Source organism: Natronorubrum sediminis (genome assembly GCF_900108095.1).
GTDB classification, from domain to species: domain Archaea; phylum Halobacteriota; class Halobacteria; order Halobacteriales; family Natrialbaceae; genus Natronorubrum; species Natronorubrum sediminis.
The window spans coordinates 721,939-745,371 of the sequence record NZ_FNWL01000002.1 but is presented as its reverse complement, the minus strand read 5'-3'; the positions used below and the strand labels follow the sequence as shown (position 1 = coordinate 745,371).

Below are 23,433 nucleotides of genomic sequence, written 5' to 3'. Positions count from 1 at the left end.
ACCCACTTCCGTCGACCCCGTCCGTGTCACCTGCGGGTGAAACCTATTACTACTGTGCGAGTGACTGTTGAGGTATGGGGATCGATTACTCGCAGCTGCGTGATCCAAACGCCGAGTATACGATGCGGGATCTCTCGGCGGAGACGATGGGGGTCACGCGAGAACGTGGTCAGGATCGAGACGTCGTGATCACGGATGTACAGACGACGATGGTCGACGGCAACTTCCCGTGGACGCTGGTTCGAATCTACACCGACGCGGGTATCGTCGGCACCGGCGAGGCCTACTGGGGCGCAGGCGCACCGGAACTAATCGAACGAATGAGCTCCTTCCTAGAAGGCGAGAATCCGCTCGATATCGACCGACTTACGGAACACCTCTTCCAGAAGATGTCCGGCGAAGGATCGATCGGGGGCGTCACCGTCACCGCCATCGCGGGGATCGAAGTCGCGTTACACGATCTCGTCGGGAAGATTCTCGAGGTGCCAGCCTACCAGTTACTCGGTGGAAAGTACAGAGACGAGGTTCGGGTCTACTGTGATTGTCACACCGAAGACGAGGCGGATCCCGTCGCCTGTGCCGACGAAGCCGAACGCGTCGTCGAGGAACTGGGCTACGATGCGCTCAAATTCGACCTCGACGTGCCCTCGGGCCACGAGAAAGATCGAGCGAACCGACACCTTCGGCGTCCCGAAATCGACCACAAAGCGTCGATTGTCGAGGCGATCACCGAACGCGTCGGCCACCGCGCCGACGTCGCCTTCGACTGCCACTGGACGTTTTCAGCCGACAGCGCGAAGCGCCTGGCAAACCGCCTCGAGGAGTACAACGTCTGGTGGCTCGAGGATCCCGTGCCACCCGAAAACCACGACGTGCAGCGGGAGGTCACACAGAGTACGACGACGCCGATCACCGTCGGCGAAAACGTCTATCGAACCCACGGCCAGCGTCGACTCATCGAAGAACAGGCTGTCGACATCATCGCCCCCGATATGCCCAAGGTCGGCGGCATGCGCGAGACGCGGAAGATCGCCGATCTGGCCGATCTCTACTACGTTCCCGTCGCGATGCACAACGTCGCGTCACCCGTCGCGACGATGGGGAGCGTCCACGTCGGAGCGGCGATTTCGAACGCCCTCGCCGTCGAGTTCCACTCTTACGAACTCGAGTGGTGGGGCGATCTCGTCGAAGAGGACGTCATCGAGGACGGCTACATCGAAGTTCCGGAGCAACCCGGCCTCGGGGTCACGCTGGATATGGACGTCGTCGCGGAGCAGATGGTCGACGGCGAGGAACTCTTCGACGAAGCCTGATCGAGACAGGTTGTAGGGGCCACTTTACGTCGGCCTGTCAGCGCGGAACTACTCGAGTCCGATGTGCCAGTTTTGGGCGCACCAACTAGTGTCGTTCAGCGACGAACGCACTGGTGATCAGCAAAATTGTGAGGACCGTGACTTCGAACGAGACGTATCCGCCGAGCCACAATAGGACTGCGAGAAGGTTGAAACTCAAGCCGATCAGTGGAAAGTGATCGACGACACCCTCGAGCGCTCGAGTGAGATCGTGTGCGATGGGACTCTCTGTCACCCACTGATCGTCGGCATTTTTTGGGGTTCGGGCATCTGTCGGCGCGAGAAACCTCGTGCCACAGCGTCGACAGCAGATGTGCTGTTCCGAAAACGGCTGGGGATAGTCTGCTGGGCAGTTCGGACAGAGGATGCGTTCGGGAACGTGTTGTGGGACCGCCTGTTCTGACATTCTCGTTGATTGTCTGCAAATCCGACCCCTTTGGCATAAACTTTCTCGCTTTTCCAGCCGTGATGGATTCGCGTCTTCGCTGTCGAAGCACCGAACATCGTCGAGAGCAAGCGAGTACGCCCTGAACACGTCGCTTACGACTCGGACGACTCGCTTCGCCGAAAGAGCGTTTCGACGTTTCCAGGATCGAAATCGGCAGGTGTCACGTCGCCGTCGCTCTCGAGGGCCCGAGCGAGGTACGTGACGCTGTTGAGGAGTCCGAGGTGTGAAAACGCCTGCGGGAAGTTACCGAGTAACTGATCATTTTCCGGGTCGATCTTTTCGGAGTACAAGCCGAGCGGACTCGCCCGCTCGAGGACGTTTTCGAAGTACTCTCGGGCTTGCTCGAGTCGATTCGAGAGAACCAATGCGTCGATGAGCCAGAACGAACAGAGGAAGAACGCTTTCTCCTCGTCGCGACGGATGTCGCTGTCGACGAACCGGACGACGAGGCCGTCGTCGGTCGTCAGTCGGTCGATAACGGCGTCAATTGTCGCCTGCACGCGGTCGTCTTCCGGCGGGAGGAACTCGTAGATCGGTAACAAGAGCGCCGTCGCGTCGAGGGCCTCGTCACTCTCGAAGTGTTGGGTAAAACTCGAGGCCCGTTCGCTATAGCCGCGGGCTTCGATGGCCTCTCGGACGGCGTCGCGCTCCTCGCGCCACGTCTCGAGGGGCGCCTCGAGATCGTTTTCGGTCGCGAGTGCGATTCCTCGATCGAGCGCAACCCAACACAGCAGTTTCGAGTGCAAGAAGTGTCGCCGTTCGTCGCGGAACTCCCAGATACCGGCATCGCGCTCGTCCCAGTGCTCGCAGACGTACTTGACAATGTCGCAAAGTGCGTCCCACTCCTCGTTGGTGACCATCGCCTCGGAATCGAACTGAATCGTCTCGTAGACGGCCTGAACGATCGTGCCGTACACGTCGAGTTGCTGTTGTGGCGCGGCCGCGTTGCCGATTCGAACCGGTCCCGTTTCGCGATAGCCTTCGAGGTGCTCGAGCGTTTGCTCGGAGAGGGCGTCACCGGTGTCGCCGTGGAGGCCGTAGACGGGATTGATTTCGGCTGGATCGGTCTGGGCGATGTCCGAAAACCACTCGAAGTACTCCCGCGCTTCCTGTTCGTGACCGGTGTCGTGAAGCGCTTGTACGGTAAACTTCGCGTCCCGAATCCAGTTGTAGCGGTAGTCCCAGGTCCGTGGCTCACCGATAGCTTCTGGAACCGACGTCGTCGCTGCAGCGGGAATCGCACCCGTTTCGTGGTGGATCAAGACCTTCAACGCGAGTTCCGAACGGATCACCATCTCGTGCCACCGTTCGGGCATCGATTCGGGCGCACCATCGCGGTGGCTGAGCCACTCGCGCCAGTAGCGTTTCGTCTCGTCGAGCGCTTGCTGGTGGTCGACCGATGCCAGTGGCTCCGTTGCGCCGTACTGGACGCCAGTCCAACACGAGTCGCCCGCCTTGAGCGAAACTGTCGCTTCCGTGTTCGTCTCGGACGCACGGAACTCGAGGGCGTCGTCGAGGGCGTCCCCGGTGTACAAGAAGAGTTGCTCCGGGTCAGCAGAGTCGGCGTCGACGCCGTCCTCGCCGGCCGTGGCCAATACGCCGTTTTCGACCCGTTCGAGCGTCGGGTCCGTCCGCGCGTAGTCGAATCGGGGAGCGAACTCGAGTTCGAGGTCGACGGTTCCTCGATCGCACTCGAGTCGGCGGTAGATCGCCTGCTGTGTGGATTCCGACGACTCTCGCCCGTCGGCTCGAATCGGCATGAAATCGACGACCGTCGCCTGTCCGCTCGTCGTCTCGAACGTCGTCTCGAGAACGTTCGTTCGGTCGACGTACCGATGGCTCGATTCGTGGGGGTCGGTCGGTCGGACGGCGAAGTGACCGCCCCGGTCGGCATCGAGGAGTCGAGCGAAGACGCTCGGCGACTCGAGGTGTGGGAAGCAACACCAATCGATCGATCCCCGTCTACTGACGAGCGCACAGCGGTCGTCGTTGCCGATAATGCCGTAGTCTCGAAGTGGTGGGTACGTCATGGGCGAAAACTGACTTTGTATCTGTCCCTCACTGGAAATCGTCAATAAGTATTGGCCAGCAGCGTCCGGGTTGCCGGTCGTTTCACCTCGAATCACTCGAGACTGTCTCGTCAGGGCTGGATCGAAGTCGAATACTCGACCTACCCATGTGAACCTGTGCCGTGCTTCCCAAGGGAACCTGTGCCGAACTCCCCAAGGGTGCCTGTGCCGGGGCGCGTTTTATTCCGCTCCCCGGGGAGGAACGCGGCATGTCGTCAGATCAGTCGCGGCTTGCTCGTCGCCAGGTACTGAAACGCTGTGGAGGCGTTAGCGTAACTCTTCTCGGAGTCGCTGCGGGCAGTGGAACCGGCGCTGCAGCATCGAGTATCTCCGAGCAACACTCCACCGCGGTCGCCTCGAGTGTCACGCAGGACGACGGCGACACCGAGAACACCCCTGCAGACGTATACGACGAGTACATCGACGACGTCGTCCTCGTCAACGTCTTCGGTGGCCTCGACGACGAACCGGGTGTACCAGAGGGTGACGGCCCCGAAACACCCGCTGGAATCGGTTCGGGATTCGTCGTCGACGACGCTGTCGTCACGAACCACCACGTTGTCCGCGAGGCCGAAACGGTCGAACTCCAGTTTCGTGACGAGCAGTGGCGAACGGCCGACGTCGTCGGAACAGATATTCACAGCGACCTCGCCGCGCTCGAGGTCGACGATCTCCCCGAGGAAACTGAGGGGATCACGCTCGCCGAAGACGAGCCGACGGTCGGCGAGGAGGTCCTCGCACTCGGGAACCCACTCGGTCTCGACGCGTCGATTTCCCAGGGGATCGTCAGCGGCGTCAATCGCTCGCTGCCGAGCCCAACTGGGTTTTCCATTCCGGCGGCGATTCAGACGGACGCACCGGTCAACCCCGGAAACAGCGGCGGCCCGCTCGTCGACCTCTCGGGCGACGCCGTGGGCGTCGTCTTCGCCGGTGCGGGCCAGACGATCGGTTTTGCAATCTCCGCCGCGCTCGCGAATCGAGTCGTGCCGTCTCTCCTCGAGGACGGTTCCTACGATCACCCGTATCTCGGCGTGAGCGTCGCCCCCGTCAGTCCGATCGTCGCCGAGGCGAACGACCTCGAGGACGCACGCGGCGTCATGGTCGTCGGGACGGTGTCGGACGGGCCTGCCGCCGATGTTTTCGAAACAGCGGAGCCCGGTCCCACCGTCGACGGCGTCCCCGTTCCCGTCGACGGTGACGTCATCGTCGCGATCGACGACACCGAAATTCCCTCACAAGAACGACTCTCCTCCACGCTGGCACTCGAGACGGAACCCGACGAGACGATTACGATCGACGTCCTCCGAGACGGAGACGAGGAAACGGTCGAACTCACACTCGAGGAACGGCCGAGTGAAACCGATTTCTAACGAGCGTGGTGTTAGATCGAACGGGATGCGTTTGGGTGAGCGACTTGCAACTGAAGAGAGGGAACGGGTGGTGTGTCGAAATGGAGTGACGTAAGATAGATTGACAGTCACTTCATATGGAACCTTCTCGAAAAACCACAAGACGGCAGCGATTTTGAAGAAGTTTGGATTTGGAAACAACTGCGAGTAGCTTAAACGAATTACCTCAAAACGTGGAGACGATTTCTACCGTCGACGTCACGAAACCGTTACACACGAGCACGGTCCACGAGGTGGGTAAGAACCTATTGGTGCTGACAAGTTCGTTCAATTTCACCCGGGAACTGGTTTTTATGCGGGGTCCATTTGTAGACCCACTCCCCTATGGAGTGGATTACTGATGCGATGTGTGAACTGTAGGAAGAATGCTGGCTACAACCGTGCCGTGATCGAACTGTTCAGCGGCGTCGAAATCGGGGGACTCTGTATGAACTGTGAGCGAGACGAGTTCGGACGACACTTCGACAGCTCGACGGACGCTGATCGGTGTTGTTCGCTTTGCAACCGGGACGGACAGGTGCAGTTCCCGCGGTACGTCCCGGAGACGCACGTCCGCGATGGGGACCTCGTCGTCGAGTCGTCGATCGAAACCGGCGACGCCGTCCCCTGTCTCTGTGACGAGCACTTTCACGAACTGCTCGAGGAGCCATCCCAACCTCGCTCTGTGACACTCTGAGGCGAGAGGTCAGAACGCACGCAGACCGAGTGTCGAAACGTCGTCACTGACCCAGCGTCTCAGAGCGTCCCTCCCGACGCAGTGACTCAGCCTGCTTCTCGAAGTCGACAAACACCCACTACTGACAGGGCCGGCCCGTCGCTCACTCGTCCGCCGTGGATTCCTCCGTCGCCTCTGGGTTGTCTTCGAGGTCCTCGAGGTCCTCAGCGTCTTCTCTCGGTGCGTTTTGCGTACCGAGGTCGTCGTCACCCTCGGCCTGGGCCGACTCCTGATCGACTCGCTCGAGTTCTTCTTCGATTTCGGCTTCTCGCTCCGCTTCGTACTCGTCTGCGCGGTCGGTATCGTCTTCAGCCATGGGGCGACGTTGACGCTCGAGGGGGTTGGGAGACGGGCCGTCACGTGCAACCTCGAGTCGTATTCGTCGGCCGAACTGTCTTCGGACACGAAAGACAGATAAAAGATGCCGCGCTGTGAACAGATAGACATGGACGTTCCGTACGACCTGACCTCGTACGTTCGGGTGTTAAAGATGGCAACGACACCCACGACTGAGGAGTTCCTTCAGGTATCAAAGATCGCTGGTGCAGGCATTTTGCTGGTCGGATTGATGGGCTTCCTCATCGGGGGAATCATGCTGTTCTTACCCGCGGGCGGTGGTCTCTGATGGGTATCTTCGCGGTCAAAACGACGGCGAGTCAAGAACGCACTGTCGCAGATATGATTATCAACCGCGAAGAGCCCGAAGTCCACGCCGCCCTCGCCCCGGATTCACTCACCTCCTACGTGATGGTCGAAGCCGAAGGCGACGCCGTCTTGAATCGGGTGCTCGAGGACATTCCCCACGCCCGGAGCATCGTTCCGGGTGAATCCGACATTTCGGAAGTCGAGCACTTCCTCTCGCCGAAGCCGGACGTCGAGGGAATCGCCGAAGGAGACATCGTCGAACTCATCGCCGGCCCGTTCAAAGGCGAGAAGGCACAGGTCCAGCGTATCGACGAAGGCAAAGACCAGGTCACGGTCGAACTGTACGAGGCGACGGTTCCGATTCCGGTGACGGTTCGGGGCGACCAGATCCGCGTGCTGGATTCCGACGAACGGTAGTGAGTCGGTTTGCTCGGCGCTTCGCGCCGAGAGAGTTTTATACTAAATTTTGCAAGGAGCGGTGAGCGAACGCCGTGAGCGAACTCGACGCAGTAAAATTTAGGAGTGCAACGGTTCCGATTCCGGTGACGGTTCGGGGCGACCAGATCCGCGTGCTGGATTCCGACGAACGGTAGTGAGTCGGTTTGCTCGGTGTGAGCGATACGTGGGACGAGCGAAGCGAGTGCCTCGAAAAGCGAACGGGGAGAGACGACCCGTGACGAGTGCGGACGGATACAACTCGAGGCGAAAATGGGTTTTTGTGGCAGCTACTGACTCCTGACTGTGGTGTGCGCCGAGGAAAACCGTTGCAGCCGAAGCCTGCGAAAACCGTCGGATTCGCAAGAGACTCGAGGGCAGGTGTGGGCCGTTACAGTTGCTGGACGATCGCTTGCATGTCGGCGACGTCCTCGATTTCCGTGAGGAGTTCCTCGCGCGTCCGGACGTCTTCTGAGTCAGCGCCGTACGCGCGAACGTACTCGGCTCGGCTGTGTTCGGTAAACACGTGTCGAATCGCGAGGTAGCCGTCCGGAACGACCGTTCCACAGACTTTACACTCCTGTCGGGTGTGTTCCGTCGCCTGATGGACGACCGTCGATTCGACTTCTTCGAACGTCTCACCACAGCCCTCGATTCCGCATTCCCAAGCCATGTACTCTCAGTGTCAGTATCGAGTGGCCGCCCTAATGATCCTTTCGCAGCGAAATTCGCGGAATCCAGACTGTGCCAGCCAGTCAGAATGGACGAGGCCGGGACCCAATACCGACGAGTGTGAGTGTCGTGTGCCGGCGGTACTACCGGGTGGCAACTAAATCAGAATTCATAACTCATCACTCCAAGAAGCAGGTGACGTGAGCGAGGGTACAGCGACTCGAGTCGATTGCCACGTGAAGGTCCTCGACGAACGAATCGTCGAGCGAGCGATCGCTGCTAACCTCGACGCGATCGTCTACGCTCCCCATTTCACTCGGCTGCCGGAGATTCGACGCACGGCCGCCGCCTACTCGAGCGAGGAGTTAACGGTCGTTCCCGGACGGGAGGTGTTCACCGGTTCCTGGCGGAATCGCAAACACGTGCTCGCGATCGGTCTCGAGGAGCCGGTTCCGGATTTTATCCCGCTCGAGACGGCGATGGCGGAGTTCGACCGACAGGAGGCCGCCGTGTTGGTTCCACATCCCGAGTTTGCGACGGTGAGTCTGAACGAGTCGGACCTCGAGCGCTTCGAGGACGTCATCGACGCGCTCGAAATTTTCAACCCAAAGCATCTTCCCTCGCACAATCGACGTGCACGCGAACTCGCTGAGCAGATTTCGTGTGCACCGTTTACCTCGTCGTACGCGCATTTGCCGGGGACGGTCGGCGTGGCACACACTGAATTCGACGCGGAGATCACCGACGAATCCGATCTCGTCAACGCGCTCAAAGAGTCCGTTTCTCGTCGCGTCGTCCATCAGAACGGTCGCCGGCGCTGGCAGGCGACGGCCGGTGAACTCGCCCACCTCGGCTACGAAAACACGTGGAAGAAGATCGACCGACTCTTTCTCTCGGGAACCGAGCCGACACACCCCGATCACATCGCGTACGACGGTCGCTTCGACGACGTCGCGGTTTACTGAGTCGTCCGTTCTCACTCGGTGTCCGTAGATAGTTCCGAGAGTGTCGCTTGCACCCGATCCCAGTGACTGCCCCGCCAGAAGTGTTGTTGACACGACCGACAGCGCCAGAGTGGCGTCTCCTCAGCGTCTGGCGCGTACTCCGGTGTCGATTCACCTCGGCCAACTCGCTCGAGTGAGCCGTTGCACCGACTGCAGACGGCAGGCTCGGCGGGTAGCGTGAGTTCGACCCCGGCCGCCGTGAGTTCCCGTAGCTGATCCTCGACGTCGAGCGACTCGAGGAGGATCGCCCCCCTCGGTTCGTCCGTCGGGCGGGCGGCCCGATTCGCGAGTTCGACGTCTCTCGTGACCAGCGTGCGCCCCTCGTTCCGGCCGAGCGCGAGCAACTCGTCGTCAGCCTCGAGCTCACGGTCGCCGGCGTAGACGGTGTCGTAGTTACACATTCGAAGGTAGCTCACGAGTCCGCCACACATGACGTCGAGAAGGAATTGCACTGTCGAGAAGCGAGTAATAGCGTTCAGTGGAGGAACTCGCGAACGTCGTCGAGCTCCCACGTGTTGAGCACGTCCGCCGGTTCGGCCCAGCCCCGACGAGCGGTGTGGACGCCCCAGCGCATGTACTCGAGCGTCGATGGCTGGTGGGCGTCTGTGTTGACCGAAATCGGCGCGCCTTCCTCGAGTGCGGCCTGTACGGCGCTGCCCCAGAGGTCGAGCCGTCGGGGATTGGCGTTGATCTCGAGGGCCGTGTCGTGGTCGGCCGCGGCCCGGGCGAGTTCGCGCGCGTCGAAGTCGAGCCCGGATCGCTCGTTGAGCATTCGGCCGCTCGGGTGGCCGATGACGTCGATCGCCGGATTCTCGATAGCAGTTACGAGACGGTCGGTCGCCGTCGGTGCGTCCTGATCGAGCGCACTGTGTGGCGAGGCGACGATCACATCCAGTGCGTCGATGGCTGCTTCGGAGAGTCCGATCTCTCCGTCGGCGTCGATGTTCGCCTCGATTCCCGCGAAGACTTCGATCTCGCTTGCCGCTGCGACCTCGCGGATCTGCTCGACTTGCTCGAGGATTTCGGTGTCTGAAAGGCCCATATCGCCGACGATTCCGGGGCCCTCGGCGTGGTCGGCGACGCCGTAGTAGTCGTACCCCATCTCCGCGGCGGCGTCGACCATCGCTTCGATCGACGTGTTCCCATCGGACCACTCGGTGTGCGTGTGGAAGTCTCCGCGGACGTCCTCGCGCGTGATGAGGTCGGGCAACGCGTCGGCTTCGGCGGCGGCGATCTCGCCGCGATCCTCGCGGAGTTCCGGCGGAATCAACGGCAACCCGAGCGCGTCGTACATGCTCGCTTCGGTCTCGCCAGCCACGCGCTCGCCGACGCGCTGGCCCGCATCGGGATCGTCGACGCTCGAGACGTCGAACGCGCCGTACTCGTTGAGCTTCATCTCGCGGTCGATCGCATAGTTGCGAAGCCGGACGTTGTGGTCCTTGCTCCCCGTAAAGTACTGCAGCGCCGAGCCGAACTCTTCGGGGACGACGACCCGCAGGTCGACGCGAATCTCGCCGACCCGAACGCTCGCCTTGTCGGGGCCGGACTCGATCTCGCTGTCGACTGAGTTCCAATTCAAGAAGGACTCGACCACATCCTCGTTTTCGTCCGTGCCGACGAGTACGTCCACGTCGCCGATCGTCTCGCGCCAGCGCCGGATCGACCCGGCGACCTCACAGCGTTCGACCGTCTCGAGCGACTCGAGAAACGCGAGCACGTCGTCGGCGAGCGGCCGTGCTTCGCCGAGTAACTGTCGTTGGCCGACTTCTCTGGCGAATTCAATGTTGTCGCGGATGTTCTCCTCGGTCTTCGGGCCGAAGCCGCTGACTTCCTGTATCTCGCCTGCCTCGGCCGCCTCCTCGAGATCGTCGAGCGTTTCGATGCCGAGTTCCCGATAGAGCTTCCCCGCCGTCTTGGGTCCGACACCTTCGATTCGCGTGATGTCGGCGATGTCGATCGGGAGGTCGGCGCGCAGTTCTTCGAGTTCTTCTATGTCGCCGGTTTCGACGTACTCGACGACCTTCGAGGAGATGGCGTCGCCGACGCCGTCGATCTCCTCGAGAATCCCCTCGTTACCGTCTTCAATGTGGCCGGCGATCGGGACGGGGTGGGCGCGGATGTTCTCGGCCGCCCGGCGGTACGCCCGCGGTTTGTACTCGACGTCGTCGGCCTCGAGCAGGTCGGCGAACTCCTCGAAGCGGCCGGCGATTTCGGCGTTGGTCGCCACTATCGTCCCCTCCGTGAGGAGCCGCCGTCATCGTCGCCGAGGGCCTTCTTCAGGAAGGACATCCAGCGCTTTCGGTCGGCGGCTTGCTTGGTCTTTTGCTCGCGCTCGAGGTCGGTCGGACCGAGGCTCTCGAGGGCGTTCAACGCGCGATCGATCCCGATGATGCTCTGGGCGAGTTGTTCGCCCTCCTCGCGGGAGATGTCGCCCTCCTCGATGGCCTCGAGGCGTTCGACGCGCTCGCGGCGGAGGTTCTTCTTCGCTCGCTCGACGCGGTCGCGCTCGCCGGCGGGGATCGTCTCGCGGCGCTTGATCTCGAAGACGAACGTCCGGAGGTCGATCTCCTCGCCCTGGACGGTGATCGTCTCCGGGATGTCCGCGCCGACGGTCGCCCCCTCGCGCTCGACTCGCTCGAGGAGTTGCTTTCGCTCGTACAGTTTCATAGTACGGAGTAAGTTCTCAATTATCAAAAATGTGGCTAGCGTCGCGTTTGACTCGAATGCGATGACTACGGCACTCTTCCAAGAAAATATTTGTATTCATATCTATGGGAACATATTGCTGCATTCGAGGTATCTAAGTATTTTCGCGATATGAATGAGAATATGGTGAACATTCCAACTGGATACAGTGGTGAAATATCGATCGAAACCAGTGCAACTTTCGTAGCACTGGCCGTTTCTATGGTGCTCCTCGTATTGGAATTCATCCTTGATGGGGTTTCATTCACGGGTATTATAGGGAGTCTCGGAATGGGTATTATTATCGGAATAGGATACTACCTTGGTCTTCGTCGGCGGACAAAAACAACAACTTCCGAAGCGTAACTCTCAATCCCCAGTGCGGCTTGGTCACGGTCTGGGGCACCCTAAGCGACAATAATCAATCGTGTGTCGTACTATGGGATGAAAAAGACAATCACGAACGGTTGAACGCTCCCATCGCATTTTTTGGGAGATCATACAAAAGTGAGAGTATGCAAACAATTATGGTCCAGAACGCATACACTGCAAATCCGCCAATACCTATTCTATCTATCAATCCCGATGGAGAAATGAACAAGGCAACAGTTAGTGCCATGCAGATTAATCCAGAGATCAGTACGAACATCGATCCGTACACTCTAACGGCATTTCTCATACTTGTATATTATTAGATAAACCTAAGTATTTTACGATAAATAGTGTTAGAGTATAGAAGGATATATTTGATAGAAAGAAATGGGATTTTGAGAGATGTATATAAGATAACTATCTACTTTGGTGGAGAAATATCGATCCTGATCAGACGTACATATTAGTCTGGTTACTCAGGTTGGTATGACCTTCTCATACTGGAACACCATCATTAGTGAAATATCAAAAATTCATACTTAATCCGGGTTCGAATATATTAAGGGCCCAATGAAACTTATTTATAAATATTTGTATACAAGAAACTATGCCCTACATACTATAATTCAAATTGTATTCTCTAATATATTCTAATGTATGGTTAGAAAGAAACCAGACAGGCGAAGTATGCTGAAAAGTATCGGCGTGGGAGTTAGTTCGATAGCATCGATATCGGTGTCAGCGGCGGCACTCGAAGGAGACGAGGATGATCCGATTACGATCCTCGAAGGTGGCAATAAAAGATCGGTCGCTCGAGAGCTAGAACAGACAGAACAGTACGGTTCATTAGCAAGAAAAGCGGAAGAACGGGGACAGCGAATCGTCCTGTCGGCTACGAACATCGACGCTGCTCGAGTTGAGAACGATGACTTCAAACGAGAAGTGGTTAGTTACGATCTCCTTGATACCGATGAGGGGGTTGATGCTGCGATTATTATCGCGCGTGATCTAAAGACATCAGCAGTCGAATTCGCACAACTTGACTACTACCATACCAACTCCGACGGTGTATTAACCGAAATCGAACGGTTCGAAGCAGCTACCGACGTAGAGCGAACCCAAGAAGGGAAAACAACGCCGGAAGAAGGCATCAAGTTGACAACGCACGAGGTTGATCCAGCGGTATTTGCACAGTTCTCTGCTGCTTTCGACGATAACACCGTCTCGACACAGTTTGTCGACGTACCCAGTGACTTCCCGACCGAATGGGATATTACTGGATGTAATAGCTGTTATGAGATAGCGCGACTGACTTGTCGCTACCTTTGTGGTGCAGCCGGTGGTTTCGCCTGTGGTGTCCTGGGGATTACGGTCGTCGGTGGAATCGGCTGTGCAACATTCGTGGCTGGCGTCTGCAGAATTGCCGACGCTGCAAGCGGTTGCGGTGATGACCTCGCAAAAACAATTTGTACTCACGATGCTATCGGCGCGTGTGATGACGATGCACCGGGGCGGATTATAAATGTTGACATTCCTGATTTTGATGATATTGTTTAGTTACAGTTGACGTCGTAGTCCACAGACGCTCAATTCACACTACCTTATATTATTTAAAAGACATTATCTCTGTAGTGAGGCGGGATCTATCGCCAATGAATACAAACCCCAAATCCCTTAGCGGTGCCACACATATCCCCGCGCAATGGCCACGTGCGACGTGTGTGGGAAAGACGAAAGCATGCCCTACAACTGTCGGCACTGCGGGGGGACGTACTGTGGGGAACACAGACTCCCGGAGAACCACGACTGTACGGGGCTGCAGAACTGGAACGACCCGAACGCCGTCTTCGACAGCGGGTTCGACGAGAGCGTCAACGGCGGGGGAAGTACATCGCGGGCCTCGAGTGTGATGGAGAAGATCCCCATCGACACGGGAGTCGGCGGGCCACTCGCCTACTTCCGCGGGAACATGACCTACACGTTCCTCGCGATAATGTGGATCACGTTCCTCCTGCAGTACATTTCGTTGTTGATCGGTGGGCCGGCACTCCATAACGCGCTCTTTACGCTCTCACCGCTCAACCCGGAGTACGTCTGGACGTGGGTAACCTCGATTTTCGCTCACAGCACCGCCAACTTCTTCCACATCATCTTCAATAGCATCGTGATTTTCTTCTTCGGACCGCTCGTCGAACGGTACGTCGGTTCGAAGTCGTTCGCAGTACTGTTCATCGGTGCAGGCGCACTCGCCGGACTCAGCCAGATCGGTCTCACCGCAGTAGAGGGCGGAGTGACCCCCGTTCTCGGTGCCAGCGGTGCCGCACTCGCGATCATGGGCGTCATTACGGTACTGAACCCGAACCTGACGGTCTACCTCATGTTCATGATCCCGATGCCGATCTGGATCCTGACCGGATTGACGGCGCTCATCAGCGTGTTGTTCATCGGAACTGGCGCAGGAGGCGGCGGCGGAATCGCGCACATGGCTCACCTCGTCGGACTCGTCATCGGCCTCGCCTACGGCGAGTACGTCAAGCGAACGCAGAACATTCGGGCTCCGAGCCAACTGCAACTCGGCGGTGGCGGCCCCGGCGGTCCGGGTGGCCCCGGTGGCCCCGGCGGACGCCGTCGATTCTGAGGCTGCGTTTCCCACCACAATCCGACCACTGATTTTCGTCCCGACCCAACGCTCGAGCACCCATGCCTCCCACTCGCCCCGACCTCGCACCCGACAGCTCCCTCGAGCGCGAGGAGATGGAAGCGATGCAACGTGAAATCGGCGACGCTGCGGTGTTCGACGACGAGTTCGCGTTCGATCCGTCGACGCTCGGGGATCCGCTCGCGACGGCCGCAGGCGGGGCGGAACCACCGATCGTCGTCGGCGTGGACCAATCCTTTTTGCGCGACGAAGACGGCGAGTTTGACCGTGCGCTGAGTGCCGTGGTCGCGATGCGAGGCGGCGAAGTGATCGAACGCGTACACGCCGTGACACCCCTCGAGATCCCCTATATTCCGGGATTGCTCGCATTTCGAGAGGGTGGGCCGATTCTCGAGGCGCTCGAGGTCCTCTCCGTCGATCCTGATCTCGCGTTGTTCGACGGCAGCGGCCGCATTCACTTTCGGCAGGCCGGAATCGCGACGCACGTCGGCGTCGTCCGCGACCTGCCGAGTATCGGCGTCGCGAAGAGCCTCCTCTGTGGGACGCCCCGCGAATCCACCGAAAATCTGCCGGCTGGAACTCGAGTGCCGATCGAGGCCGACTCGAGCGTCGACGCGCCCGACGGCGACCTGATCGGCTACGCCGTTCAGACCCGACAGTACGAGTCCCCGGATCGCTACATCAACCCACTCTACGTGAGTCCGGGCCACCGCGTCGGTCCCGAAACGGCGGCCGATGTCGCGCTGGCACTCGCGTCGTCGTATAAACTCCCCGAACCGGTGAGGCTGGCCGATAACTACGCCGAAACGGCGAAACAGGAGATCGGCGACTGACCAGAACGAGTGCGGACCGTCAGCCGCGTCGTCAGTGACGGCACCTCAATTCGGCGCTAGGTGAGTGCCGGCCACTGCTCGAGTAGGGTTCGGAGAGTGTACTCAGTGAGAGTTCACCCGCAATTGAATTTACGAGCAGCGCGACAAACCGTCGATACTTAGGTATCGTCTCTCGAACATCGCACGTATGGCCACTGCTGAGGATCTCGAGGGAGCCGACGACGAGCCGGCTGGCACCGGCGAGGGAGACCGTGAGAGCGAATCGACGACGACCGAGACGGACGCACCGGGTGACGCCGATGATCGCTACACGCGAAAGCGATCCGTCCTGATCACCGGCTGTTCGTCCGGCATCGGCCACGCGACAGCCGCCGCGTTCCTCTCCGACGGCTGGCAGGTGTTCGCGACCGCACGCAACGCTGACGATATCACGGAACTCGAGGAAGCAGGGTGTACCACGTTCGAACTCGACGTGACCGACCCCGACCAGGTCTCGCGAGCGGTCGAACGCGTCGTCGAAGTCGCCGGCGCGATCGACTGTCTCGTCAACAACGCCGGTTATGCCCAGATGGGGCCGCTCGAGGACGTGCCGACGGCAGACCTCCACCGTCAGTTCGACGTCAACGTCTACGGACCACATCGTCTCGCTCGGGCCGCACTGCCCCACATGCGCGCACAGGGTGCCGGCCGGATCATCAACGTCTCGAGCGTCATCGGTCGCATTTCGGTGCCGGGGTCGGGTGCCTACGCCGGTTCGAAACACGCACTCGAGGCGATGAGCGACTCGCTGCGCGCGGAAGTCGACGAGTTCGACATCGACGTCACCGTCATCGAACCCGGCCCGGTCGAGACGAATTTCACCAACCGCGTCGACGAGGAGCTACCCGAAAACGAACGCACGCCAGCGTACGAGACGCTCTACGAACTCTACGACGAGATGCAACTGATCGGCGGCGGGAGCGGCGGCCCGTTTGCATCGGAACCCAAAGACGTCGCGCGGGCGATTCTCGAGAGCGCGACGACACCCGAGCCGCCAGCCCGCTATCCAGTCGGTCCGCTCGCTCAGTACGGCGTCTATGCTCGATTCCTACCGGATACGCTTCGCGATGCCGGCTATCGGCTGCTCCGAAAACTGGTCTAACTCTCTCGTAGACGACCTCGCCTCCAGCACGCTCGTACCGCAGCCGATTCGACTCTACGAGACGTACCATAGTGTTTCTCGAGACGTTTTTGGCAGTAGATAGTAGCACCATTTCGGTATTCAGAATTGAACCCGAAACCGAATCGCGGTAATTCGGTCACTCCACTAGCCAACCTTTTGCGCTGCGCTCCCTCGCTGGCACTCGGTCGCTCGGCAAAACGTTGATGAAAAGCACTCCTTCCTCCCCGACGGGTCGGTCGTCGGCCCGCTCGCTCACTCCGTTCGCTCGCGGTGAGTGCACACGTCTCCGCCTGTACTGACCGTGGCATTCTACTCAAGACCAGCTACAAAGACGGGTGCTGATTTGCTCAGTACACGTGCGAATCGAACACGAGCATTCGCGCGAACGAGCGGTCCGAAGGACCCGGTAGTGAGCGCGATTCGCCGGTCGAGCGAAGCGAGACCGGCTTTTTGGCATGAACGGGTTTTCGTCGAGCGGTGCGCCAAGCGCACCCGAGGCGAAAAGAGGTTCGCCTGTACTGCCCGCGAGTTTCACAAGCTACCCTGAATAACGAAACCGGATTCCCGACTACTGGTACTGATTCGACGCCTGACGTGGTGGCGGCTCTCGAGGAAGCTATTTCGAAGTACGATATGAGTCGGCAGCCAGCAGTGGAAACCGGATCGATTGCGCCGTCCGGCTTCGCGGTCGCGTTCTCGAGCGTCGGAACCGGAGATCGTTGCTATGGGACGACCGATTCGCTGACGCCTCGAGGGACGACCTCAGTCGGCAGGGTTGGTCGCGGTCGCGTGGCTGTCGGCGAGACTGGTTGCCGGAGCGTCTTCGCCGCGTTCGGCGAGCGTGTACATGCCGCCGGTACACTGGCGAATGGAACCGTTTCGCTGCAGCGTTTGGCAGTGACGTTCGATGGTCGCGGGGTGAGAGTCGAGGGCGGTCGCCAGTTCGACGACGGTCGTCGGACTGGACGTCTCGAGCGCCTCGAAAACGTCGCGCGCTCGGGGTGGATCTGTGTGCTCGTGGTCTGGCATACCGTCTCATTCAGTACAAGCCAACTTGGATATATCAACCACTCCGCCGGTTCCCAGCGAGTTAGAAAGCGATTACCAACGGTCATACTGGACGGGCAATACGCGAGTTCGAACGGTGTGAGTGGCGTTCTCAGCTAACAGCGATGGCCACGGTCGGTGTGGCCCGCGAAGAATAGTGAACGAGAGACGGGGTTAGTCCCAGGCCTCTGCGAACTCGGTCGGGAGCGTTCCGATGTCGATCCCCCACGCGATCGGTAACCACGCGAGGGCGACGACCGTAATCAGGATGATCCCGATGACGTTGAGCCCGAACCCGACGCGGACCATCTGTGGCAGCGTGATGTATCCGCTGCCGAAGACGATCGCGTTCGGCGGCGTCGCGACGGGGAGCATGAACGCGAAGGACGCTGCGGTCGCGCCGGCGATCATGAGGCCGTAGGGATGGACGCCGATTCCGACCGCGACGCTCGCGAGGATCGGCATGAGCATCGCCGTCGTTCCGGTGTTCGACGTAACCTCGGTGAGCAAGACGGTCAGGACGACGACGGCGAGTAAGATGACGACCATCGAGACGCCCTCGAGCAACTGGAGTTGCTCGGCGAGCCAGGCCGCGAGGCCCGACTGATCGAATCCGGCGGCGATCGCGAGGCCGCCGCCGAACAGGAGGATGACACCCCACGGAATTTTGACGCCGTTGGTCCAGTCGAGCAGGAAGGTATGTTCGCCGTCTTCCGTTTTCGTCGGCAACGTAAAGAGGACGAGCGCACCGGCGATTGCGACCACCGTATCAGGGTCCGAGAGGCCGATGTATTCGAATTGCTCGAGGAGGCTGGCGGAGATCCAGGCGAGTGCCATTCCGACGAAGACGACGAGCACCATGCGTTCTTGCTTGCTCATCGCGCCGAGTTGCTCGAGTTGTCGATCGATCGTGTCGTCGCCGATCGGGAGCTGGTCGAACTCGGGTGAGATGGCGAGACGCGTCACGTAGAAGTAGACGGTTGCGAGTCCGATGAGTGCGATCGGGACGCCGTAGAACATCCACTCGGCGAAGCCGATCGATTGGCCGAAGAGTTCCCCTGCTTGCCCGGCGAAGAGGATGTTCGGCGGCGTACCGATGAGTGTCGCGACGCCGCCGACCGACGCCCCGTAGGCGATACACAGCATGAGCGCGACGCCGAAGGAGAAGTTTCCTTCACCGGTTTCGATGTCGAGTCCGGCGTCGTCGATGAGGTCGCTCGTTTTGTAGATGACCGCTAGCGCGATGGGCACCATCATCATGACCGTCGCGCTGTTCGAGACCCACATCGAGAGGAACGCGGTCGCCAGCATGAACCCGAGGATCAGTCTCGAGGGCTCGGTACCGACGGCTTTGATCGTCCGCAACGCGATGCGCCGGTGGAGTCCCCACCGTTGCATCGCCATCGCGAGGAAGAATCCACCCATGAAGAGGAAGATGAGGGGATCGCCGTACGACGGTGTCGTCTCGTCGGCCCCGAGTGCGCCAGTCATCGGAAACAGCGGAATCGGCAGCAAGGAGGTCGCGGGAATCGGAATCGCTTCGGACATCCACCAGACGGCGACCCACGCCGTCACGGCGGCGACCGCTTGCCCTTCGGGGGCGAGTCCCTCCGGCGTCGGAGAGAACATGATGAGGCCGAACAGGATCGGGCCGAGAACGAATCCGATCTTCTGTCGAAGCCCGTAGGACCCGCCGACGTCGAACGGGTTCTGGTCGTCGTCTCGCCCGTCGCCGTTGCCAGATCCGCCGTTCGACCCGTTGCCGTTCGGGTCGGCACCACCGTCGGTGAACGCCTCGCGCGCCACCTGCTTTTCTTCCTCCGAGACGGAGTCCATGTCCTCGACGATCTTCGCCCCATCGAGACGGACATACGCTTTCGTCTGCTCGTTGAGCCGCCAGAGATACGTCCAGAATCTTCTAATAAACTTTTGATAGGTTTCCAGGCGGTTATTCACCATTTTTCCCTCTGTTTTGAATCCAGGATATAAATGGTAACGATCCGTTAGTCCACGATTTTAGTTAATGATGTTTTCTCGCTGCAGTATCCGGTTTTGTAAACTCGTAAACTGTTCCTATCACCATACTGATATTCATAAAGACCATCGACCATGTTCGGTAGGCCCATTGATATCACCCATCATCACCGCGAGAAATTCAGTGGCGTCGACGACAGAACTAGTCCTTCCCAAGACACAATACCCAACTCAGCGGACACTCGAGAAGAACACATGCCGTTACTCCAATTCGAGACGACGTGCACGCTCTCGGCCGACGAAAAGCGCGCCATCGCCGACCGAGTTACCGATCTGTACACGACGACGATGGCGACGACAGCCGGTCACGTCGCGATTTCGATTCGCGAACGAGAGCCGACAGCGCTTCACCTCGGACGGAGCGTGGAGGGGCCGCTGGTCTTTCTCGACGCCGAAATCCGACAGGGCCGGTCGCTCGAGCGAAAACGTACCTTCGCGCTCGAGACGTTCTCGTACTTCGGCGAGACGTTCGACGTCCCCGACGAGAACATGAAGGTCGTGTTCACGGAACACCCCGGCGAGCACATGATGGGCGTCGACCGAGTCGGCGGTGAGTGGGACGGATCGGACCCTGACGAGGCCGATGAGTAAGACGGCGGCGGGACTCGAGGTCTCAGGTTGCGAAACCGGACGCTGAGGAATGACTCGCCGACGGTCGACGATGACCCGTCGTCGACTCCGGCTAACTCACCGGTGGCGAACCCGAAGAGGGTACCACCTGCTGGCGATTTTGTACCGACCCCGACCCGGAACGTGTCTCCGGCATCGGGACAGTAAAGCCCACCCTCGAGAAAGACCGCGACGTTCGATGGATCGGTCGTACTGGCGGACTGTTTCGCTCGTCTCACTGTGGCAAGTGTCGGCAAGTATCTGTTATTACGCCGTTTTCGCGGCGACGCCGTTCTTCCGGGACGAGTTCGGGCTCTCTCGGTTTTCCGTCGGCTTCGTCGTGACGGCGTTGACGCTCGGCTACGCGCTCTGTTTGTTGCCCGTGGGCGCGTTGATCGATCGCTTCGGCGAGAAGCGCTCGCTGACGCTCGGTCTCATCGGCTTAGCGTCCGGGGCACTACTGGTTGCCGGCGCGCCGACGTTCGCGTTGTTGCTCGCCGCGGCCTTCTTCCTCGGGTCGATGTACGCGTCGGCGATTCCTGGGACGAACAAGGCGATTTACGACGGAATCGAGGCGGGTCGACAGAACTTCGCGCTCGGAATCAAGCAAGTCGGCGTCACCGCGGGCAGCGGGATTAGCTCGTTGCTCGTCACCGGACTCGCGGGAATCCTCTTCTGGCAGGCCGGTTTTCTCATCGCCGCCGGCTTCGGGATACTCGTCGCGGTCGTCTTTGCGATATTCTACAGCGGTGTCGGCGACGGCGGAACCGCAGAGTATCCCGACTTTCGGGCGCTGTCGGAAAACCGGCCGTACCGCGTCCTCGTTCTCGCGGGTTTCTTCCTCGGAGCGGCGTTCTTTACGACGACCGGCTACACGGTTCTCTACGTCGAGGAAAGTATCGGGGCCTCAGTCGCGTTCGGCGGCGTCGTCCTCGCACTCGTGCAGTTGTTCGGGAGCATCGGTCGAATCGTCACGGGCTGGCTCAGCGACGCACTTCCCGGCGATCCGCAGGTTCGAATCGGCTCGATCCTGATCGTGCAGGCGTTCGTCGGTGCCGTGCTCTTCGTGATCGTCGCCGCGACCGACACCCCCGTGAACGCGGCGATCGCCTTCTCCGTTCTCGGCTTCTTCATCCTCGGTAACACCGGCGTCTACTACTCCTATATGGCCACGCTAGTCTCCTCCGACGAGATGGGCGGGGCAACCGCAGGCGGGCAACTGTCGCTCGTCCTCGGCTCCGTCGTGGCCCCGCCTGCGTTCGGCTTCCTCGCTGACAACGTCGGCTATCAGGGCTCGTGGTGGCTCCTCGCCGGCGGGACGCTCGTCGCCGTCGCCCTCCTGTTGTACGCGATTCGCCTCGAGCCGCCGACCGACGAGCCAGCGATGCAAGAGTAACCCCGGTTTGCGCCCCGTCGGCTGGTGTGTGGGTCATTTTTAGCCTCCGAGCCCGAAGCTTCGACTATGTACCGCGTTCTACTCCCGATCGACGAGAACGAGGCTCGAGCGCGCACGCAGGCAGAATCGATTCTCGATCAGCCGGGATCGAGCGAGTTCGCCGTCGATATCTGTCACGTCCACGACGACGTCTCCGCCCCCGATGCCGAGTGGGCCGCGGGCGGCTTCTCTGAAACCTACGCTGAGGAGATGGCCGAACAGGTCGGCGAGGCAGACCGACTTCCCAAGTCGGTCGCGGCCGCAGTCGACGTTCTCGAGGCGAGCGACGTCGAGTGTACGCTCTACGAGGAGAGCGGTGACCCCGCCGAGACGATCCTCGAGCGAGCCGAAGACCTCGACAGCGACGTGATCGTCCTCGGCGTCGGCAAGCACTCCCCGGTCGGCAAGGTCCTCTTCGGGAGCGTCGTCCAGGCTGTGATCCTCGAGAGCGATCGACCCGTCACGGTCGTTCCAGCCGCTTCCGAGTGAGAAACGAGTGGCGGCTGACCCCCAACGGCCGCCGACGGAGGGTGTCCACAACACTCAGCGCAAACAGGCGGCGACGACCCCGAGCATCGCTTCACCCCGGACTTCTTTCGCGAAAAGCGGCACGCGCCTCACGTCGGGGCCGCGAAAGAGATCCTGTGCTTCAGCGAGCGCGTCCTGTTGGACGTCCCAGCGTCGCTGGCAGAACTGACACTCCTCTAAATTCGGCTGCAGGAACTCCCCCTCGACGTCGTCGGTTACGTCTGAGAGTGGCTCCATGACGCGGTTGACGACGACCGTGCCGACCGGAATCTCGAACTCCTCGAGTTGTGAGCGCAGGCGCTTGGACTCGAGGACGCTCATCTCCTCGGGGACCATGACGATGCGAAAGTCCGTCCGAGTGGGATCACGAAGGAGCCCTCGAAGGCGTTCGATTCGGTCGCGAAGCTCGTTCAGATCCTCGAGGTCGTCTTCTTCTGGTTGTTCCTGCCCGCCGAACATGCCTTTCATTCCCTCGAGCATCCCGCTTATTCGCTGACGAAATTTGAGGATGCGCCCCATCATCGTATCCATCAGTTCGGGCAACTTGAGGAGCCTGAGGGTGTGTCCCGTCGGTGCCGTGTCGACCACGACGCGCTCGAATCGCGGATCGTCGATGTACTCGAGGAGGAGTTGCATCGCGGCGGCTTCGTCGGCACCGGGCATCTCGCCGCCGAAAAGGGCCTCCATCGGCGACTCACCGCCGAGCATTCCGCCCAACCCGCCGAGGTCACCCATCGGACCGCCTGCGGCGCCCTCGCCAAGTCCCGACCCTTCGGACGCGTCGTCGAATCCGCCTTTCCCGCCGGATCCGTCAGCGGCGCTTCCCCCGAGAAACGCGGCCTGTCCGCGTTCCATCGCGGCCTCCGGGTCGATCTCGGCTGCGTAGAGCGGGATATCCTCTCGGAGTCGGGCCGGCTCGGTTGGAACGTCAGTCTCGAACGTATCGGAGAGTGAGTGTGCCGGATCCGTCGAGACGACGAGCGTACTCGTTCCGGCGCGGGCGCTGTCGAGTGCGGTCGCCGCAGCCATCGTCGTCTTGCCGACGCCGCCCTTGCCGCCGTAGAGGATGTAGTCGGGGCCGCCGATCGGCCCGTCCGCAGGCTCCACGTCGATCGTTTCGCGGCCTTCCTCCGAGACGGAGTCGGTCGGCGTCACTTCGATCGTGTGCTCGTCCTCGTCGCCCTCTGGCGCGTCCGAATCCGCGTCCTCGACGGGATCGACGTCTATTCCACTCATACGGACCGATTCTGCGCCATCACACGAGTACCCGTCGGTCTCGAGTGACTACACGAGAAGGGGATCGCCGGGCAACCGCCAGCA

General features: G+C 60.3%; 24 protein-coding genes. 14 read left to right on the top strand and 10 right to left on the bottom strand.

All coding sequences use genetic code 11. From position 1 onward, the window contains the following. Positions 1–74: 74 nt before the first annotated feature. Entirely contained in the window at positions 75–1,313 is a 1,239-nt protein-coding gene (locus BLW62_RS10960; RefSeq protein ID WP_090507077.1) for a mandelate racemase/muconate lactonizing enzyme family protein, read from the top strand. A gap of 85 nt (positions 1,314–1,398) precedes the next feature. On the opposite strand, the gene BLW62_RS10955 is transcribed toward BLW62_RS10960, so the two are convergent. Next, positions 1,399–1,758 (bottom strand): hypothetical protein, encoded by a 360-nt coding sequence (locus BLW62_RS10955; protein ID WP_090507076.1) that lies wholly within the window; start codon positions 1,756–1,758, stop codon positions 1,399–1,401. A 134-nt stretch (positions 1,759–1,892) separates the two neighbouring features. Beyond that, positions 1,893–3,830 carry a glycoside hydrolase family 15 protein gene (locus BLW62_RS10950; protein ID WP_090507580.1) on the bottom strand — a complete coding sequence of 646 codons (1,938 nt, stop codon included), beginning with the start codon at positions 3,828–3,830 and terminating at the stop codon, positions 1,893–1,895. A gap of 248 nt (positions 3,831–4,078) precedes the next feature. On the opposite strand from BLW62_RS10950, the gene BLW62_RS10945 reads away from it, so the two are divergent. Beyond that, positions 4,079–5,239 carry a S1C family serine protease gene (locus tag BLW62_RS10945; RefSeq protein WP_090507579.1) on the top strand — a complete coding sequence of 387 codons (1,161 nt, stop codon included), beginning with the start codon at positions 4,079–4,081 and terminating at the stop codon, positions 5,237–5,239. A 379-nt stretch (positions 5,240–5,618) separates the two neighbouring features. Beyond that, the gene (locus tag BLW62_RS10940; RefSeq protein ID WP_090507075.1) at positions 5,619–5,954 is read left to right on the top strand and encodes a hypothetical protein; all 336 of its coding nucleotides are present in this window, start codon (positions 5,619–5,621) and stop codon (positions 5,952–5,954) included. Positions 5,955–6,096: 142 nt separating this feature from the next. Here the strand turns inward: BLW62_RS10940 and BLW62_RS10935 are convergent, their stop codons facing one another. Then, positions 6,097–6,309 carry a hypothetical protein gene (locus BLW62_RS10935; RefSeq protein WP_090507074.1) on the bottom strand — a complete coding sequence of 71 codons (213 nt, stop codon included), beginning with the start codon at positions 6,307–6,309 and terminating at the stop codon, positions 6,097–6,099. 129 nt (positions 6,310–6,438) lie between these two features. Between BLW62_RS10935 and BLW62_RS10930 the strand changes: the two genes are divergently transcribed. Continuing rightward, positions 6,439–6,618, top strand: a complete 180-nt coding sequence (locus BLW62_RS10930) for a protein translocase SEC61 complex subunit gamma (RefSeq protein ID WP_076581678.1) — start codon at positions 6,439–6,441, stop codon at positions 6,616–6,618. Then, the gene (locus BLW62_RS10925) at positions 6,618–7,055 is read left to right on the top strand and encodes a transcription elongation factor Spt5 (protein WP_090507073.1); all 438 of its coding nucleotides are present in this window, start codon (positions 6,618–6,620) and stop codon (positions 7,053–7,055) included. The genes BLW62_RS10930 and BLW62_RS10925 overlap by 1 nt, the downstream gene beginning before the upstream one ends. Before the next feature lie 409 nt (positions 7,056–7,464). Here the strand turns inward: BLW62_RS10925 and BLW62_RS10920 are convergent, their stop codons facing one another. After that, positions 7,465–7,746, bottom strand: a complete 282-nt coding sequence (locus BLW62_RS10920; RefSeq protein ID WP_076580553.1) for a DUF7565 family protein — start codon at positions 7,744–7,746, stop codon at positions 7,465–7,467. Positions 7,747–7,945: 199 nt separating this feature from the next. On the opposite strand from BLW62_RS10920, the gene BLW62_RS10915 reads away from it, so the two are divergent. Then, positions 7,946–8,710 (top strand): PHP-associated domain-containing protein, encoded by a 765-nt coding sequence (locus BLW62_RS10915; protein ID WP_090507072.1) that lies wholly within the window; start codon positions 7,946–7,948, stop codon positions 8,708–8,710. A gap of 11 nt (positions 8,711–8,721) precedes the next feature. Here the strand turns inward: BLW62_RS10915 and BLW62_RS10910 are convergent, their stop codons facing one another. From BLW62_RS10910 to BLW62_RS10900, 3 genes are read right to left on the bottom strand one after another with little or no spacing between them, the layout of a single operon-like run. Beyond that, positions 8,722–9,201, bottom strand: a complete 480-nt coding sequence (locus BLW62_RS10910) for a Mut7-C RNAse domain-containing protein (RefSeq protein WP_090507071.1) — start codon at positions 9,199–9,201, stop codon at positions 8,722–8,724. 23 nt (positions 9,202–9,224) lie between these two features. Continuing rightward, a complete protein-coding gene (polX, locus tag BLW62_RS10905; protein ID WP_090507070.1) occupies positions 9,225–10,976 on the bottom strand; it encodes a DNA polymerase/3'-5' exonuclease PolX in 1,752 nt (583 codons plus the stop codon). After that, positions 10,976–11,416 (bottom strand): DUF5788 family protein, encoded by a 441-nt coding sequence (locus tag BLW62_RS10900; protein WP_090507069.1) that lies wholly within the window; start codon positions 11,414–11,416, stop codon positions 10,976–10,978. The genes polX and BLW62_RS10900 overlap by 1 nt, the downstream gene beginning before the upstream one ends. Positions 11,417–11,578: 162 nt before the next feature. Here BLW62_RS10900 and BLW62_RS18340 point away from each other — a divergent pair, with 162 nt between their 5' ends. From BLW62_RS18340 to BLW62_RS10880, 5 genes are all read left to right on the top strand, one after another. Beyond that, on the top strand, positions 11,579–11,800 hold the full coding sequence (locus tag BLW62_RS18340) for a hypothetical protein (RefSeq protein ID WP_139305405.1): 222 nt from the start codon (positions 11,579–11,581) through the stop codon (positions 11,798–11,800). A 693-nt stretch (positions 11,801–12,493) separates the two neighbouring features. Beyond that, the gene (locus BLW62_RS10895; protein WP_175459731.1) at positions 12,494–13,363 is read left to right on the top strand and encodes a halocin C8-like domain-containing protein; all 870 of its coding nucleotides are present in this window, start codon (positions 12,494–12,496) and stop codon (positions 13,361–13,363) included. Between the two features lie 145 nt (positions 13,364–13,508). Continuing rightward, positions 13,509–14,444, top strand: a complete 936-nt coding sequence (locus BLW62_RS10890) for a rhomboid family intramembrane serine protease (protein ID WP_090507067.1) — start codon at positions 13,509–13,511, stop codon at positions 14,442–14,444. 62 nt (positions 14,445–14,506) lie between these two features. After that, positions 14,507–15,298, top strand: a complete 792-nt coding sequence (locus BLW62_RS10885; protein ID WP_090507066.1) for an endonuclease V — start codon at positions 14,507–14,509, stop codon at positions 15,296–15,298. A 187-nt stretch (positions 15,299–15,485) separates the two neighbouring features. After that, positions 15,486–16,439, top strand: coding sequence for an SDR family oxidoreductase (locus BLW62_RS10880; RefSeq protein WP_090507065.1), 954 nt, complete (start codon positions 15,486–15,488; stop codon positions 16,437–16,439). A gap of 783 nt (positions 16,440–17,222) precedes the next feature. On the opposite strand, the gene BLW62_RS10875 is transcribed toward BLW62_RS10880, so the two are convergent. Next, a complete protein-coding gene (locus BLW62_RS10875; RefSeq protein ID WP_090507064.1) occupies positions 17,223–17,489 on the bottom strand; it encodes a helix-turn-helix domain-containing protein in 267 nt (88 codons plus the stop codon). 192 nt (positions 17,490–17,681) lie between these two features. Further along, positions 17,682–19,466: an SLC13 family permease gene (locus BLW62_RS10870; RefSeq protein WP_090507063.1), complete on the bottom strand. Its 1,785-nt coding sequence runs from the start codon at positions 19,464–19,466 to the stop codon at positions 17,682–17,684. 270 nt (positions 19,467–19,736) lie between these two features. Here BLW62_RS10870 and BLW62_RS10865 point away from each other — a divergent pair, with 270 nt between their 5' ends. The 3 genes from BLW62_RS10865 (at position 19,737) to BLW62_RS10855 (ending at position 22,074) form a co-directional block, all read left to right on the top strand. Next, a complete protein-coding gene (locus BLW62_RS10865) occupies positions 19,737–20,132 on the top strand; it encodes a tautomerase (protein ID WP_090507062.1) in 396 nt (131 codons plus the stop codon). Positions 20,133–20,349: 217 nt separating this feature from the next. Beyond that, positions 20,350–21,546, top strand: a complete 1,197-nt coding sequence (locus BLW62_RS10860; RefSeq protein WP_090507061.1) for an MFS transporter — start codon at positions 20,350–20,352, stop codon at positions 21,544–21,546. A gap of 66 nt (positions 21,547–21,612) precedes the next feature. Beyond that, a complete protein-coding gene (locus BLW62_RS10855) occupies positions 21,613–22,074 on the top strand; it encodes a universal stress protein (protein ID WP_090507060.1) in 462 nt (153 codons plus the stop codon). Positions 22,075–22,128: 54 nt separating this feature from the next. Here BLW62_RS10855 and BLW62_RS10850 read toward each other — a convergent pair whose 3' ends face one another. Continuing rightward, complete coding sequence (locus tag BLW62_RS10850; protein ID WP_090507059.1) at positions 22,129–23,349, bottom strand: ArsA family ATPase; 1,221 nt, start codon at positions 23,347–23,349, stop codon at positions 22,129–22,131. Positions 23,350–23,433: the final 84 nt, after the last annotated feature.

Excerpts from the sequence above, each read along its gene's own strand:
- BLW62_RS10950 (WP_090507580.1), bottom strand. The coding sequence starts at position 3,830 with ATGACGTACCCACCACTTCGAGACTACGGCATTATCGGCAACGACGAC.
- BLW62_RS10890 (WP_090507067.1), top strand. The coding sequence starts at position 13,509 with ATGGCCACGTGCGACGTGTGTGGGAAAGACGAAAGCATGCCCTACAAC.
- BLW62_RS10885 (WP_090507066.1), top strand. The coding sequence starts at position 14,507 with ATGCCTCCCACTCGCCCCGACCTCGCACCCGACAGCTCCCTCGAGCGC.
- BLW62_RS10935 (WP_090507074.1), bottom strand. The coding sequence starts at position 6,309 with ATGGCTGAAGACGATACCGACCGCGCAGACGAGTACGAAGCGGAGCGA.
- BLW62_RS10940 (WP_090507075.1), top strand. The coding sequence starts at position 5,619 with ATGCGATGTGTGAACTGTAGGAAGAATGCTGGCTACAACCGTGCCGTG.
- BLW62_RS10925 (WP_090507073.1), top strand. The coding sequence starts at position 6,618 with ATGGGTATCTTCGCGGTCAAAACGACGGCGAGTCAAGAACGCACTGTC.
- BLW62_RS18340 (WP_139305405.1), top strand. The coding sequence starts at position 11,579 with ATGGTGAACATTCCAACTGGATACAGTGGTGAAATATCGATCGAAACC.
- BLW62_RS10900 (WP_090507069.1), bottom strand. The coding sequence starts at position 11,416 with ATGAAACTGTACGAGCGAAAGCAACTCCTCGAGCGAGTCGAGCGCGAG.
- BLW62_RS10875 (WP_090507064.1), bottom strand. The coding sequence starts at position 17,489 with ATGCCAGACCACGAGCACACAGATCCACCCCGAGCGCGCGACGTTTTC.
- BLW62_RS10955 (WP_090507076.1), bottom strand. The coding sequence starts at position 1,758 with ATGTCAGAACAGGCGGTCCCACAACACGTTCCCGAACGCATCCTCTGT.
- BLW62_RS10850 (WP_090507059.1), bottom strand. The coding sequence starts at position 23,349 with ATGAGTGGAATAGACGTCGATCCCGTCGAGGACGCGGATTCGGACGCG.
- BLW62_RS10855 (WP_090507060.1), top strand. The coding sequence starts at position 21,613 with ATGTACCGCGTTCTACTCCCGATCGACGAGAACGAGGCTCGAGCGCGC.
- BLW62_RS10945 (WP_090507579.1), top strand. The coding sequence starts at position 4,079 with ATGTCGTCAGATCAGTCGCGGCTTGCTCGTCGCCAGGTACTGAAACGC.
- BLW62_RS10870 (WP_090507063.1), bottom strand. The coding sequence starts at position 19,466 with ATGGTGAATAACCGCCTGGAAACCTATCAAAAGTTTATTAGAAGATTC.
- BLW62_RS10930 (WP_076581678.1), top strand. The coding sequence starts at position 6,439 with ATGGACGTTCCGTACGACCTGACCTCGTACGTTCGGGTGTTAAAGATG.
- BLW62_RS10895 (WP_175459731.1), top strand. The coding sequence starts at position 12,494 with ATGCTGAAAAGTATCGGCGTGGGAGTTAGTTCGATAGCATCGATATCG.
- BLW62_RS10880 (WP_090507065.1), top strand. The coding sequence starts at position 15,486 with ATGGCCACTGCTGAGGATCTCGAGGGAGCCGACGACGAGCCGGCTGGC.
- BLW62_RS10960 (WP_090507077.1), top strand. The coding sequence starts at position 75 with ATGGGGATCGATTACTCGCAGCTGCGTGATCCAAACGCCGAGTATACG.
- BLW62_RS10920 (WP_076580553.1), bottom strand. The coding sequence starts at position 7,746 with ATGGCTTGGGAATGCGGAATCGAGGGCTGTGGTGAGACGTTCGAAGAA.
- BLW62_RS10860 (WP_090507061.1), top strand. The coding sequence starts at position 20,350 with ATGGATCGGTCGTACTGGCGGACTGTTTCGCTCGTCTCACTGTGGCAA.
- BLW62_RS10865 (WP_090507062.1), top strand. The coding sequence starts at position 19,737 with ATGCCGTTACTCCAATTCGAGACGACGTGCACGCTCTCGGCCGACGAA.